Origin of the sequence: Shewanella sp. MTB7 (assembly GCF_027571385.1) — a bacterium.
Taxonomy (GTDB): domain Bacteria; phylum Pseudomonadota; class Gammaproteobacteria; order Enterobacterales; family Shewanellaceae; genus Shewanella.
This window is the reverse complement of record NZ_CP085636.1, coordinates 2,610,502-2,624,817: the sequence shown is the minus strand read 5'-3', so window position 1 is coordinate 2,624,817 and position 14,316 is coordinate 2,610,502. Positions and strand designations below refer to the sequence as shown.

Sequence of the window (14,316 nt, the reverse complement as noted above, 5' to 3'; positions counted from 1 at the left end):
AAACCAATAGAATCAATGACTTAAAAAAGAAATAATGATAATGTAATGATTGGAGTCGCCTCAATGTTAGAAAAAATAGGCATTTCCGTATTAAGTCTATTAGTATCTGTACCTTGTTGGGCCCAAGATACAGATACCCGTTCACAGAATAACGATAGTAAGACTGTTATTCGGATCGGTGGCTTTTACTCGAATTCTAATTCAAGTATGGATGTCACCAACCCTATTTTAGGTAATGACTTCAAAATTGATTTTGAAGAAGATCTTAAGCTTGAAAAGTCACAATTCTTGCCTTTCTTCGAAGTATTTTATCATTTCAATGATAAGCACATCGTTTATTTTGACTGGAAACAGTTACATCGTAACGCTGAAGTGCAGCAAATCACGACCCCTTTTCAGGTAAATCTAGATGATCAAGTTTATGATATCCAGCTAGGTGCAAAAATTAAAACGACTCTCAATATCGATATCGCCCGTATCGGTTACGGCTATAATTTTATGCAAGGGAATAACTACAACTTAGGCCTGTCACTTGGACTTCATGCCATGTTTATTGAGACAGGGTTTGAGGGCAATATAGGCGCCTGTATCGATAGCAAAGCTTTTGATGGCTGTGGTGCAACCCCAACCAATAGAATGATAGAAGAGAGTGTCACCGCCCCGCTGCCTGATGTTGGATTGTATGGTGATTATGAGTTTTATCCCGGTTTTAAATTTACAGCCCATGCGCAATATTTTTATATCAAACTCGACGATCTCAAAGGTGGATTAATCGATGTTCGCGCAGGAGTCGAAGCAGAGATAACCGAAAATTGGCATATAAGCGCAGCATTCAATTTTTATGAAGTTGACATAGATTATGCTCAAAAAGCGACTCAGGCTAACCTTGATGTTGCCAACTACAATCTTTATTACAGCTTTATAGGCCCGATGCTCTCAGTCAGTTACCATTTTTAAATATTTCGTTAGAAAATATAAACAATGACTTACCCATAAAAATAGTAGCAAACAAAAATAGCCGCGATAATCCCCGCTAAATCAGCTGATAAGCCGCAAACTAACGCATGCCGTCCATTCTTAATGCCCACAGCTCCGAAATAAACTGCCAGAACATAAAATGTAGTTTCTGTACTCCCCTGAAAAATGGCCGCTAAACGCCCAGCAAATGAATCAACACCATGGTGCTCCATGGTTTCTAACATCATACCTCTAGCTCCAGAGCCACTAAAAGGTTTCATTATCGCTGTTGGCAAAGCATCAACAAAACGCGTGTCTCCTCCAAGCACAGAAACAATCAAAGAGATAAGATGCAAGAGATAATCTAACGCCCCCGAAGCACGCAGTAATGCGATGGCCAATAGCATAGCAAGCAGATATGGGATAAGCTTTATCGATTGAGCAAAGCCCTCTTTCGCGCCCACAATAAACTCATCATACACAGCGACTTTTCGTAAGCCTGCCACTAGTATAAAACTGAACACCAACAGCAGTAATATTCCATTGCCCATCGTTGTCGACAAAGTGCCTATTGCCGATATGCTTAAGGTTCCTAGATAAAAAACTAAAGCCGTTATAGAACCAAATATCAACGCGCCATAACCTAGTACCACAGTATTAAACAATGAGATACGCTGAAATAGCGACACGATTGTTACTCCAGCTAAAGTGGAAGCTGTTGTCGCCAACAGTATTGGTAAAAAAATATCAGCCGGCGCCGCTGCGCCTTGTTGAGCACGATAAAGAAATACTGTTACGGGAACGAGTGTGACCGATGAGGTGTTCAGCACTAAAAATAGAATTTGAGCATTAGTAGCAACAGCTTTGTCTGGATTTAGGCTTTGCAGATCTTGCATCGCTTTTAACCCAAGAGGAGTGGCTGCATTATCTAGCCCGAGAATGTTAGCAGTTAAGTTCATAGTGACACTGCCATAAGCGGGATGGCCTCTAGGCACATCAGGCATTAGTCTAGACAACAGAGGTTCAAACAATTTTGCAAAAAAACCGACGACACCAGCTTTCTCACCAACCCGCATCAGCCCCATCCACAATGACAGTACACCGATTAAACCCAATGCGATTTCCGCGGCAAGTTTTGAACTATCAAACAACGCCTTCACTGATGTTGATAACACCTCAACATGGCCATTGAGAAGTTGAATAACAATAGCAAACATCGCTGTCACAAAGAAAAATAACCACACCCGATTTAACACATCATATCCTTAGTCTCACTCGTTGACACTTACAGGGTCATGCTATGTTATAATCGCGCAAAATAACATGCTGCTCGGTAACTGTTTCTGTCCTATGGTTCAATTAAATCAAGATTTTATCAATAGCATTGCTAAAGATATGCCCTCTCATCTGACTATGGATGATTTTATCAGCTACAGTAGTCAACCTCTTCGCCCCTCTATTCGTATTAATACGTTAAAGATCGCTGCTAAAGATTTTGTCGATTTGATGAAACCTAAGGGGTGGACACTCGATCCTATCCCTTGGTGCAGTGACGGTTTTTGGGTTGCCTTAGATAGCGAAATACAACTGGGTAACACCATTGAACATATCCAAGGACTATTTTATATTCAAGAAGCCAGCTCCATGCTGCCACCCACAGCTCTGTTTGATGATCTTGATGACACTGTCGAGTACACCATACTTGATATGGCTTCCGCGCCAGGATCGAAAACGACACAAATGGCCGCTTTAATGAGAAATTCAGGACTGCTTATTGCTAACGAATACTCTTCAAGTAGAGTAAAAGTGCTTCATGCAAACGTACTGCGCATGGGCGTGTCTAATACCGCTCTGACTCATTTCGATGCACGCGTGTTTGGTGAGTATCTTTATAATCAATTTGATGCAATCTTACTCGATGCACCTTGTAGCGGTGAAGGTACCATACGAAAAGATCCTCAGGCGTTAAAAAACTGGAGCCAAGCAGAAAATGCCTCCATTATCGACACACAAAAAGCATTAATTGAGTCTGCATTTCTTGCGCTTAAGACAGGTGGTTGTTTAGTCTATTCAACCTGTGCACTGAGTCGGGCAGAAAACCAAGAGGTGTGTGAACACCTAAAGTCGTGTTTTCCTGATGCTGTGGAGTTCCAATCCTTACATCAGCTATTTCCTGACGCTGATAAATCCTGCACCTCAGAAGGGTTCTTGCATGTTTGGCCACAAATTTATGATAGCGAAGGGTTCTTTATCGCCAAGATCCGTAAAATTAGCGATGTTGAACGCCAGAAGCCCATCCCCAAACAGCAGAAAAACTTTCCATTTGTTCCAGCCAACACCAAAGTAAAAGCTGAACTACAACACTATTTCAAACACACTTTCAATATTACCCTTCCCCATGATGGGTTAATCATGGTTCGTGAGCTGGAATATTGGTTATTTCCAGCCAAGATGGCAAACCTCATTGGAAAAATGCGCTTTCAACGTATCGGAATAAAATTAGCTGATGGGTTAAAAAAAGGCTTTAAGGTACGCCATGAAGCGATTATGGCTTTATCTAACAAGCATACATCTTTTGAATTAAATGCAGCGCAAGCCACTGAGTATCTGATGGGACGGGATATTCCGCTTCAAGATGGCGGTCAACCTCAAGGCGAGGTCATTCTGACCTACCATGCTTGTGCACTTGGTGTTGCTAAACACTTAGGCAAGCGTTTAAAGAACAACCTTCCTAGAGAATTGGTGCGTGACAGAATCGCCAACTCACAAGCAAATATAGTTCTTTGAAATGTTTAGTTACAAAATCAGATTAAAAACAAACAGGAACGGCGCACCGAGTGATCTCTTTGAACTACACTATTAGCCAGAGAGTTAATTCCCACAAGGGACTCACCAGTAGCGCACGGCTCTTTAAACAGAGCCATTCCCCTAGACCCAAAACAATCGGAATAGTTTTGGGTCTTTTTTTATCTTATATAGCCATAGGTATAACTAGCGTCCCGCTAGCTTTGCTGCATCAGTGAATAAGTTAAAGAAGTTATTGGTCGTATACTCAGCCAACTCCTCATAACTCTCTCCCCTAAGCTCAGCAATAAACTCAGCTACATCTCTGACATAGGCAGGTTGATTTTCTTTACCTCGGTGGGGAACTGGGGCTAAATAGGGAGAATCCGTTTCTACCAGCAGTCTTTCTCTAGGCACTTTACGCATTACAGTTCTAAGATCACCGGCATTCTTAAATGTCGCAATACCTGACACTGAAATATAAAAGCCTAAATCGATTGCCGCTTTCGCCATCTCCCAGTTCTCAGTAAAACAGTGCAGCACTCCACCCACTTTATCAGCGTGACCATTCTTTAAAAAATTAAGCGTATCTTCACGGGCATCGCGAGTATGAATGATCAAAGGTTTATTGACTTCAACAGCTAATTCAATCTGTTGTTCGAAACAGCTTTGCTGCAGTGCTTTTGTTTCGTTGGCATAAAAGTAATCTAAACCCGTTTCACCTATCGCCACGACTTTGGGTTCTTTTACAAACTCATTAAGTTCAAGTCTATTCAGACCATCTTGCACATCAAGCGGATGCACCCCAGCTGACAGAAATACTTGATCAAACTCTGCCATTTTATCACGCATTGAAAGGAAACCTTGCTGCCGCACATTAACGCATAGGAAATAATCCACGCCGCAGGTCTTGGCCTGAGCAAGGATCTCTCTAAGACTCTGTTGATCGGGCGCTGCTTTTAAACGGTCTAGATGGCAATGGGAATCGATGAGCACTTGGTTATCCAGCAATGATGGGGACTAAAAGGAGGTGAAGGATACAAGTCTAGCAAGTGTAGGTCAAATGGGGGGCAATAATTCAGAGCCAATAGAGATCAGCAAAGACTACATGGTACAAGTTTGATCGCCAGAAGCGAGTTCTCGTGATAATAGGTTTTCGATGTGATGTTTGTGTGTTTCAGCATCGGTCATGATCTTAACTCCAATCCCCGCCGGACGTCCACCGGAAGCCCCCAAGGGATTTATCCACACAACCGCACCTTTAAATTCTAACTTAGTGGTAGATCCCGGTAATTGATAAGCTATCGTCAACTCTTGACCGAGAAAATGACTCTCACATGTCGCTACAAATAAACCAGCAGGTTGTATAAAGGGCATATATGCACGATATAGATGATGCAATGTGTCAAAATTTACAACGAGATCTATCATAAAGTGGTTATCTTTAAGTTAGCGTTTTATATTCTAAGATAAACCCTTGAAAAAGCGCCAAAGAGTTCACGTTCGGCATAACACTTAATTTGTGATAAGTGTTCATGATTTTAGCCGCTAACGCTGAAACTTTAACCCTCAATAGAGCGTCTAATTGAGTTTGTTTTACCAGCTTCTGTCTTAAAATTAAATATAAAACTTTAATTGCATCAGAAACTTGCTTTTCGTTTATATTTATTAAATTAGCACACAGGTGACCAGAGGACAAACTTTGAGTCCAGTCTTTCCTCAGCTGAAGCAAGTGTTCATACCGCTGATCCTGCAGGGCGCTGGCTAATTCTAGAGGCCCTCCCATCACAGGTAAACACCAAGTAACATCGGAGCTGACCTCAAGACTTTGCCCCAACCAAGTTTTAATCTCATCAGTACTAGGAGACTGAAAGTGAACCCGTTGACAGCGACTGTTAATCGTTGCCATTAATCGCGAGGGAGTATTCGATTGTAGCAGTAGCAAGGTCTCTTTACCTGGCTCCTCAAGTGTTTTAAGCAGCGCATTTGCTGCAGCCAAGTTAAGTTTTTCACATTGGCTAATCACAACGACTCTTCGCCCCCCCTGCTGTGAAGTAGAGGTCAATTTTTGACAAAGTTCTCTTATCTGATCAACCTTTATCTGATTTCCATCGGCCACAACATGGTAAAAGTCAGGGTGGTTATTCGCTTCAATCAGCTGACAGCCTTTACAAAATCCACAGGCACCTTCTATGGTAAGAGCTTGACACAGTGCCGCTTTAGCCATTGCTAACGTCAATGATTCTCCACCATAGCCTATGTGCACACCAATCAAATAAGCATGTCCCACATGTTGGGATTGAAGCTGTACACAAAAGTCTTTAACAATAGGTTTAAGCCAAGGAATATCCAACATATTACCAATCCTGTTCCTGCAGTAGCGCCAGAATATCTTTGTGGACCTCAGCCATGCTCTGACCGGCATCAATCACTTCAATAGAGTCATCTTGTTGGGCATAAGATAAAAAAGTTTGCCTAGCACGTTCAAAAAAGTGAATCTCCTCAACCTCTATTCTATCCAACTCGCCACGATTAGCGGCTCGGGTTAGACCAAGCTTAGGATCAATGTCCAGATAGATGGTCAAATCGGGTTTAAAGTCACCTAACGTAGCGCGACTTACTGATTCAACTAAGGGCATTAACCCTCTGCCACCACCTTGATAAGCCAAAGATGAAAGATTATGCCTATCACCTAGCACCCACTTACCACGACTCAATGCTGGTTTAATCACGTTGGCAACCAACTGTGCCCTTGCGGCATAAAAGAGTAAACATTCCGCTTCATCACACAAGGGATCTGTATCATCAGCTATCTTAACCAGATCTCGAATACGCTCAGCCAGCGGCGTTCCACCTGGTTCACGAGTGCACACAGGCACCACACCGGTATATTTTTCGATAAAATCTCGCACTAATGAGATAGCGCTCGACTTACCTGCGCCCTCTAATCCTTCTATAACGATAAATTTGCTCTTTACTTGCTTGTTCATCAATTTCTCTGATATTTGTTCACGGCACGATTGTGCTCGACTAATGTTCTGGAAAATATATGACTACCATCATTCTTTGATACAAAATAAAGGTAGTTCACATCTGCAGGATGCGCTGCTGCTAACAGAGCCGCACCACTGGGAGCTGCAATAGGCGTTGGCGTGAGTCCATTTATTCTATAGGTATTAAATGGTGTCTTTTCTCGCAGCGCTTTGTAGGTAATATCCCCTTTATAGGAATCCCCCATCCCGTAGATAACAGTAGGATCAGTTTGCAAACGCATTCTTTTATTAAGACGATTCATAAAAACTGCCGAGATCCAAGGACGCTCGCTGGCTTTGCCCGTCTCCTTTTCGATAATAGATGCCATTATCAGTAATTCATAGGGAGACTTGAGTGGCAAATTATCAGCACGACTCGCCCAAGCAGCCTCAAGTTCTTGCTGCATCTTCTTGTAACTTTGAGTAACTAATAACCTGATGTTATCCCCAGCCTGATAATGGTAAGTATCCGGATAAAACTTACCTTCCGGTAAACCAGAGTCATCACCTTGTTCAATTAACACCGAATTAAACACATCAGCAGAAAACTCACTGTGAGGAAGGGCATTAAGTACAGCTGTCCACTCTTTAATACTCTGGCCTTCGACTAATGTGACAACAAAAACTTTCTCTTTACCTTGAGTTAATTTATCCAGTAAGCCAGCCACCGTCTCACCTGGAGTCAACTCATAGAGACCGGTGCGGATCTTAGCCAGTTCAGGGTGAATTTTAACGAGTATTTTCAGTTTCCAACCATCGGTAATTAACTGCCGCTGCTCTAGTAGGGTTATTAATTGGTAAAAAGAGGTCCCTCTTTTCAACTCAAGATCTTGAGTTTGTTCAAGGTGCAGTGTCGACTGACTAAAATCGACCACAGTATTATAAGTCCATAAACTAACCCCTGCAGCAAGCGTTAACAAGGTAAATAGAGTGACGAAAAAGGTAATAATTAATTTTTTCATAAGCTAAGGTGTAGAGTTTGTCTCAATGTGTCTGAAAAAGACGATTTGGAATAGGCAATGCTATCGATTTGCTTTATATCCACCAGCCCAAGTAGACTATTGGTCATAAAGCAGTGTTCAAACTGAGCTAAATCATTATGGTGGATCGGTTTAATATCAAGGTTGTAGCCTAAATCAATAAGGGCATAGATCACTTGTTCCCTCATCATCCCAGCGACACCACAATGAGTAATAGCAGGTGTGAAAATCGTTCTCTCTTTGATGAAAAACAGATTAGCTATCGATGACTCAATGATACTACCGTCATTATCAAGTACTAACCAATCATCAAATCCCTCTGGTAGTTGAATGGACTTTATCAGCACTTGTTCGAGACGATTAAGATGTTTAATGCCAGCAAGTCTAGGTTGCTTAGCCAACAAAATATCACTTAAAGCCAGTGAGATCCCCTCTCGTTGCCACAGACAATAGTGCTGCGGGAAAGCAGAAAGGAAGACGACTTCATTAACTAAACAAGGACTCGGCGCCGCATAACCACGGCCACCGACACCACGGCTGAGCAGTAGTTTAACGCATGCGTTCCTTTGAGTTAACGCCAGTTGCTTCAGTTGTTCAGCTAATGTTGGTGATGCGCTCCATGCAAAACCTAGCCGTTTAGCACCTTGAGTCAATCTGGCAAAATGAGCGGGTAAAAACTGTACCTCGCCTTTCACGATCCGCATAGTGGCGAATAAACCATCACCGTAAGCGAGTCCCCTATCCATGGGATCTATCTTTGTGGCGAGAACGCCATTAACCCAGACTTGTGTCATTAATTCTCAAGTTCCTTATCCATCGGCACTTTTATCATGTCTATCACATATAGTCCCGTGATTAACTATCTTGCCATCACCTAAACATGCTTCAAACGCATTACGCTTACTCTCCAGAGTCTATTCGAACTAAGTGGCTGTCTATTTGCTTAACTCGTTAAGTAAATAGACAGCACAAAATTAAGAGACCTAATCAATATTACTTGGCTAAGAGGTGCTGAATTCGCGCTTTTAAAATATCCGTCGCAATACGATTTTTACCACCGCGAGGCACGATAATATCCGCATATTGCTTTGATGGGTCGATAAACTGAAGGAACATAGGACGGACAGTTTCAGTGTATTGAGCCATAACTGACTCCATTGTACGACCGCGCTCTGCAACATCACGAGTCAGGCGACGCATAAAGCAGATATCCAGCGGGGTATCCATAAACACACTTGCATCCATCAACCCCCTAAGGGAAGGATCCGTCAACAACAAAATCCCCTCTAAGATGATCACTTTCTTAGGCGTCATCTTAATGGTATCTGTCATACGCGTATGTTCGTTATAGCTATATGTTGGGATCTCAACGGCTTCGCCGGTTTTAAGTGCTTGAAGATGACGACATAACAACTTATGATCTAGCGCGCTTGGATGATCATAATTGGTTAGCACTCGCTCTTTCATCGACAAATGACTCTGATCTTTGTAATAGGCATCTTCAGCGATAACACCAATCTGATCGGTACCTAAATCACGGCACAACTCCTCGAATATCGTCTTTGCAATTAAACTTTTACCTGATGCAGATGCACCTGCGATACCGATAATGACACACTGAGAGTTCATGCTGATGTTACCTTATTCGTCTTCTGAAATGCTGATTGATACACTGGATTGTACTTGTGTTAACGCAAGTTGCGCGCCTACTTTTCTCGCGATCTCACGATAAAGAGCAGCCACTTCACTATCTGGTGAAGCTACAACGGTAGGAATACCTTTGTCGACATCTTCACGAATATTAAGTTTAAGTGGTAGCTCCCCTAACAGCGGAACTTGATAACGCTCAGCCATCTTGCTGCCACCATGACTACCAAATGGATGTTCTTTATGTCCACATTCACTGCACATATGAAAACTCATGTTTTCAACAATGCCTAATACTGGAATATTGACCTTCTGGAACATACTGATCCCCTTCTTGGCATCAGCAAGCGCGATATCCTGAGGAGTAGTAACCACCACAGCGCCTGTCACAGGCACTTTTTGAGATAGGGTTAACTGAATGTCACCGGTTCCCGGTGGCATATCAATAACCAAATAATCTAGCTCTGGCCACAATGTCTCATTTAACAGCTGAGCCAAAGCACCTGCCGCCATAGGACCACGCCATACAGCTGCTTCGTCATCGGCTAACATAAAACCAATAGATTGAGCGGAGATTCCATGGGCGGTTGCCGCAGACATCATCTTACCATCTGCTGATACCGGTTTAAAATCGGTTACACCTAACATAATGGGAATAGACGGGCCGTAAATATCCGCATCCAAGATCCCCACTTTGGCCCCTTCAGCAGCCAAAGCGAGTGCCAAGTTAACCGCCGTTGTCGATTTACCCACGCCGCCTTTACCAGACGCAACGGCAATCACTTGCTTAACGTTAGCAAGCGGCTTAACACTGCCGATAGCAGAGAAACTGGCAGGCTGGAAATCAATTTCACATTCAACTTCATCAATCGCATCAAGAACGGCCAATTTCTTGGTTATTGCCATCACAGTGTCGCGATACTGCGTCATACAGGGATAGGGGTAACACAGTCCTAATTGGAGGCGCTTACCATCGATTGATAATTTACTAACACAACCAGCACTGACCAATCCTTGTGCTAAATACGGATCTTGATACGCGTCCAAAATGGCCAAAACAGGCCCGAGAAGTTCGTCACTAAGATGATAATTCTGAGAAGCTGAAGACAAAGGTGCAACCCCCTATAAATAATTTGCCCAAGTGTACCAGAAAAAGCCAATAATATTCGCGTACATTTAACTCACTTAACGCCTATTTTAATGAAACTCTTACAGGGATCGGTTAGTATCTACGCCAATCTTTTTGGGCACCTAACTGATTTTGAGACAAGATGGCAAATTCACAACGTAAAATCTTAGTGACAAGCGCACTTCCATACGCTAACGGACCTATCCATTTAGGCCACATGCTGGAATATATTCAAACTGATATTTGGTCACGATTCCAAAAGCTTCGTGGACATGAATGTCACTATATCTGTGCAGATGATGCCCATGGCACACCGATCATGTTGAAAGCTCAACAGATGGGTATTGAGCCTGAAGAGATGATTGCTCAAGTGAATAAAGAGCATCAGCAGGATTTTGCTGATTTCAATATTCAGTTTGATAACTTTCACAGCACACACAGTGTAGAGAACCGCGAACTTTCGAGTGAAATCTACCTCAAGTTACGTGATGCAGGCTTTATCAAGACTCGTATTATCTCGCAGCTATTTGATCCAGAAAAATCAATGTTTCTTCCAGATCGCTTTGTTAAAGGCACTTGCCCTAAATGTAAGAGTGAAGATCAGTACGGCGATAACTGCGACAACTGTGGCGCAACCTATAACCCAACGGATCTGATTAACCCAAAATCGGCCGTGTCGGGCGCAACGCCAGTGATGAAGGATTCTGAACACTTCTTCTTTGACCTACCAGCATTTGAAACCATGCTAAGTGAGTGGACTCGCTCTGGTGCGATTCAAGAAGAGATCGCCAACAAACTTGCAGAATGGTTCGATCAAGGCTTACAACAGTGGGACATCAGTCGTGATGCGCCTTACTTCGGTTTTGAGATCCCTGATGCACCTGGTAAATATTTCTATGTGTGGCTAGATGCGCCTATCGGATACATGGGGTCATTTAAAAACCTATGCGACAGACGTGAAGATCTTAATTTTGACGATTTCTGGGCCAAAGATTCAACCGCTGAGGTGTATCACTTTATCGGTAAAGATATCGTTAACTTCCACAGTTTATTCTGGCCAGCTATGCTTGAAGGCGCGGGTTACCGCAAGCCTACCAGTGTTTTCGCTCACGGTTATGTGACAGTGAACGGCGCTAAGATGTCAAAATCTAAAGGCACCTTTATTAAGGCACGTACTTACCTGGATAATCTGGACCCTGAATATCTCCGTTATTACTATGCGGCTAAGCTCAGTAATCGTATTGACGATCTTGATCTTAACCTTGAAGATTTTGCCCAACGTGTGAACTCTGATCTCGTCGGAAAATTGGTTAACCTAGCGTCACGTACCGCAGGCTTTATCAGCAAGCGTTTCGATGGCAAGCTCGCTAAGGTTGCCGATACCACGCTTGAACAGACATTCTTGGGTAAAAAGGTCTTGATCGAAGAGTTATATGAAAATCGAGAGTTTGGTAAAGCGATGCGTGAAATCATGGCGCTTGCCGATTTGGCCAACGCTTATGTTGCTGACGCAGCGCCATGGCAGTTGATCAAAGACGAAGCTAAGCAAGAGGAAGCGCATCAGGTTTGCTCTAATGCGCTTAACCTGTTCCGCATTTTAGTCACTTACCTAAAACCTGTTCTTCCTAAGCTTGCTGACGATGTTGAAGCATTCCTGCAATTCCCATTAACTTGGGACAATTTGGATGCAGATCTAGCGGGTCACGGAATTGCCAAGTTCAAGGCCTTGATGCAACGCGTCGATATGAAGAACATTGAAGCGATCATCGAAGCCTCGAAAGACAACTTACTTGTCACCACAGATACCCATCAAGTTGACGGCAAGAAAACGGTAAAAGCTGACAGTGCATCAGTGCAAACTGACACACCGGTTGATACTCGTAGCCCGCTTGAGAGCGATCCTATCTCAGCAGAGATAAGCTTTGAAGATTTCGCAAAAATCGATCTTCGTATCGCGCGTATCGCCAAAGCTGAACATGTACCAGAAGCCAACAAGCTGCTTAAACTTCAGCTGGATTTAGGCGGCGAGACCAAACAGGTCTTTGCTGGCATTAAGTCTGCTTATGCTCCAGAAGATCTAGAAGGCAAACTGACCGTCATGGTGGCAAACCTTGCCCCACGTAAGATGCGTTTTGGTATGTCTGAAGGCATGGTACTTGCTGCTGGACCTGGTAATAAAGATCTATGGATCTTAGAGCCACATGAAGGTGCACAACCTGGTATGCGAGTAAAATAAATCACTATTTAATTACATCTGATTAATAGTCTAAAGCCAGTAACGAAAAACTACTGGCTTTTTCATATTTAAACTTAATGACCACCAACATATCTATTACTAGTATTTATCTCTTCTAAAACTCGACATCTATTATAAATATATCACTGATTGTATTTTTATTTACCTCAACCACTTACTGACACAACACCAACAATGTTAATGAATTGACAGCATCGAGATAAGGCGCGACAAATAGCCAACAAAGATGTCAACTTGTAATAAATATTTAATTTTCTAGTCTGAAGTATATTTTTATGTAAAAATAAGGAAATTCATTAATGGATTGAAACAGTCTATCTGTTTTCTTTATTCTAAATACTGAATGTATGTATATACATTTTAGAAAAAATGAAAACTGTCGCCTGTTTAACATTGTGAGCAATGATTAGGAATAGTGTTAATGAAAGCAATAGCTGTACTTTTTTCAAGCATGACAGTGCTAGGTTGTTCGACGATATTACCTACTGCAGATATTGATTATTCAGCTGTAGATGCTAAATACGACATAGACTGTATTAAAAACGAACAGAGAAAAACCTCAATTGATCGAGTAGTTCATCGTTTTATACAGAATGAAATATCACAAAATGAATTTATGAAAAGTATCGTTGTAATATGTCCTCACGAACCTGAATTTGCTCTTTGGTTAGTAGATAATATGGATAAAGTAATGAATGAATAGTCATTCATACTTCCCTAATATATTATTTAGGGATTTATATGACCATTAAAAAAATGAATGGGAATTCTATAACGATACTTATTGGTGCAATGTTTCTCGCAAACAAAATTTTATCGTCAATGCTCGATAAGTTAATCGAGTAAAAGCGCAGTACAGTACAAGAAAAAACGAGTAGCTCTGCTAAATAATGATCGTAGTACGAGGCTAAAATATATCTCAAGCAATAGAGTCGTTGCCATCGATAATCCAACGCTCTGCTGCAACTTTAACCTATGATCAAAATACGCTTCATCGACTCACCTTATTTTATTATTCATATAAAACTCGATGTTGATGAGTGACAAAAAGAGTGATTCTAAAAGATTAGTTAACGCCTTCAGGCACTCCTCCTTTTATCCAAGCTCCAGTTCCATAAAGAGGAACAGTTGATAACGCGTGTTTATGACTGCCATTAGTCTCTTTGGTCGAGTAAGAAAGATAAAGTAAGGTTTGATTTTCTGCATCATAAATACGGCGAACTTTTAAGCTTTTAAATAGCACACTCAGTGACTGCTTAAAGACTATCTCACCATTCTTACTTTTATCAATATTGGCAATTTCAGCAGCGGTAATAGGAGCTGTTTGACGACAAGAGATACTCATGTCAGAAGGATCTGCCAAGCTTAGATTGGCTTCAATGCGACTAATATGGCAGGTTACCCCCGGGATTTTAGGATCGTGTTTGGCATCGATAATCACATCTTTAGTGGTGAACAGACCTAGGCTGATTTTACCCACATCGTCGCCACCGCAGGCACTAAGGCCCATTAACACTAAAACGGCTAGCG

At 42.1% G+C, this 14,316-nt stretch carries 14 protein-coding genes; 4 read left to right on the top strand and 10 right to left on the bottom strand.

Going from position 1 to position 14,316, the window contains the following annotated elements; translation table 11 throughout:
• The first annotated feature begins 63 nt into the window (after window positions 1-63).
• A complete protein-coding gene (locus HWQ47_RS11130) occupies window positions 64-957 on the top strand; it encodes a hypothetical protein (protein ID WP_269971184.1) in 894 nt (297 codons plus the stop codon).
• Window positions 958-986: 29 nt separating this feature from the next.
• On the opposite strand, the gene HWQ47_RS11125 is transcribed toward HWQ47_RS11130, so the two are convergent.
• Complete coding sequence (locus HWQ47_RS11125) at window positions 987-2,213, bottom strand: nucleoside recognition domain-containing protein (protein ID WP_269971183.1); 1,227 nt, start codon at window positions 2,211-2,213, stop codon at window positions 987-989.
• 94 nt (window positions 2,214-2,307) lie between these two features.
• On the opposite strand from HWQ47_RS11125, the gene rsmF reads away from it, so the two are divergent.
• Window positions 2,308-3,744, top strand: a complete 1,437-nt coding sequence (gene rsmF, locus HWQ47_RS11120) for a 16S rRNA (cytosine(1407)-C(5))-methyltransferase RsmF (protein WP_269971725.1) — start codon at window positions 2,308-2,310, stop codon at window positions 3,742-3,744.
• Window positions 3,745-3,948: 204 nt separating this feature from the next.
• Here the strand turns inward: rsmF and HWQ47_RS11115 are convergent, their stop codons facing one another.
• The 8 genes from HWQ47_RS11115 to apbC form a co-directional block, all read right to left on the bottom strand.
• Window positions 3,949-4,737: a TatD family hydrolase gene (locus HWQ47_RS11115; protein WP_269971182.1), complete on the bottom strand. Its 789-nt coding sequence runs from the start codon at window positions 4,735-4,737 to the stop codon at window positions 3,949-3,951.
• 108 nt (window positions 4,738-4,845) lie between these two features.
• Window positions 4,846-5,172 (bottom strand): PilZ domain-containing protein, encoded by a 327-nt coding sequence (locus tag HWQ47_RS11110; RefSeq protein ID WP_269971181.1) that lies wholly within the window; start codon window positions 5,170-5,172, stop codon window positions 4,846-4,848.
• A gap of 13 nt (window positions 5,173-5,185) precedes the next feature.
• Window positions 5,186-6,097 (bottom strand): DNA polymerase III subunit delta', encoded by a 912-nt coding sequence (gene holB, locus HWQ47_RS11105; protein WP_269971180.1) that lies wholly within the window; start codon window positions 6,095-6,097, stop codon window positions 5,186-5,188.
• 1 nt (window position 6,098) lies between these two features.
• Complete coding sequence (gene tmk, locus HWQ47_RS11100; protein WP_269971179.1) at window positions 6,099-6,731, bottom strand: dTMP kinase; 633 nt, start codon at window positions 6,729-6,731, stop codon at window positions 6,099-6,101.
• Window positions 6,731-7,735: an endolytic transglycosylase MltG gene (mltG, locus tag HWQ47_RS11095; protein WP_269971178.1), complete on the bottom strand. Its 1,005-nt coding sequence runs from the start codon at window positions 7,733-7,735 to the stop codon at window positions 6,731-6,733. Before mltG ends, tmk begins: the two co-directional genes overlap by 1 nt.
• Entirely contained in the window at window positions 7,732-8,547 is an 816-nt protein-coding gene (gene pabC, locus HWQ47_RS11090) for an aminodeoxychorismate lyase (RefSeq protein ID WP_269971177.1), read from the bottom strand. The genes mltG and pabC overlap by 4 nt, the downstream gene beginning before the upstream one ends.
• A gap of 199 nt (window positions 8,548-8,746) precedes the next feature.
• Entirely contained in the window at window positions 8,747-9,382 is a 636-nt protein-coding gene (udk, locus tag HWQ47_RS11085; RefSeq protein ID WP_269971176.1) for a uridine kinase, read from the bottom strand.
• 12 nt (window positions 9,383-9,394) lie between these two features.
• The gene (apbC, locus tag HWQ47_RS11080; RefSeq protein ID WP_269971175.1) at window positions 9,395-10,510 is read right to left on the bottom strand and encodes an iron-sulfur cluster carrier protein ApbC; all 1,116 of its coding nucleotides are present in this window, start codon (window positions 10,508-10,510) and stop codon (window positions 9,395-9,397) included.
• A gap of 161 nt (window positions 10,511-10,671) precedes the next feature.
• Between apbC and metG the strand changes: the two genes are divergently transcribed.
• Window positions 10,672-12,765, top strand: coding sequence for a methionine--tRNA ligase (gene metG, locus HWQ47_RS11075; protein WP_269971174.1), 2,094 nt, complete (start codon window positions 10,672-10,674; stop codon window positions 12,763-12,765).
• 442 nt (window positions 12,766-13,207) lie between these two features.
• A complete protein-coding gene (locus tag HWQ47_RS11070; protein ID WP_269971173.1) occupies window positions 13,208-13,489 on the top strand; it encodes a hypothetical protein in 282 nt (93 codons plus the stop codon).
• 363 nt (window positions 13,490-13,852) lie between these two features.
• Here the strand turns inward: HWQ47_RS11070 and HWQ47_RS11065 are convergent, their stop codons facing one another.
• A complete protein-coding gene (locus tag HWQ47_RS11065; RefSeq protein ID WP_442802048.1) occupies window positions 13,853-14,296 on the bottom strand; it encodes a CreA family protein in 444 nt (147 codons plus the stop codon).
• Window positions 14,297-14,316 lie beyond the last annotated feature (20 nt).

Coding starts and splice junctions, on each gene's coding strand:
- mltG (WP_269971178.1), bottom strand. CDS start 7,735: ATGAAAAAATTAATTATTACCTTTTTCGTCACTCTATTTACCTTGTTA.
- rsmF (WP_269971725.1), top strand. CDS start 2,308: ATGGTTCAATTAAATCAAGATTTTATCAATAGCATTGCTAAAGATATG.
- HWQ47_RS11065 (WP_442802048.1), bottom strand. CDS start 14,296: ATGGGCCTTAGTGCCTGCGGTGGCGACGATGTGGGTAAAATCAGCCTA.
- HWQ47_RS11110 (WP_269971181.1), bottom strand. CDS start 5,172: ATGATAGATCTCGTTGTAAATTTTGACACATTGCATCATCTATATCGT.
- pabC (WP_269971177.1), bottom strand. CDS start 8,547: ATGACACAAGTCTGGGTTAATGGCGTTCTCGCCACAAAGATAGATCCC.
- udk (WP_269971176.1), bottom strand. CDS start 9,382: ATGAACTCTCAGTGTGTCATTATCGGTATCGCAGGTGCATCTGCATCA.
- tmk (WP_269971179.1), bottom strand. CDS start 6,731: ATGAACAAGCAAGTAAAGAGCAAATTTATCGTTATAGAAGGATTAGAG.
- HWQ47_RS11130 (WP_269971184.1), top strand. CDS start 64: ATGTTAGAAAAAATAGGCATTTCCGTATTAAGTCTATTAGTATCTGTA.
- holB (WP_269971180.1), bottom strand. CDS start 6,097: ATGTTGGATATTCCTTGGCTTAAACCTATTGTTAAAGACTTTTGTGTA.
- metG (WP_269971174.1), top strand. CDS start 10,672: ATGGCAAATTCACAACGTAAAATCTTAGTGACAAGCGCACTTCCATAC.
- HWQ47_RS11070 (WP_269971173.1), top strand. CDS start 13,208: ATGAAAGCAATAGCTGTACTTTTTTCAAGCATGACAGTGCTAGGTTGT.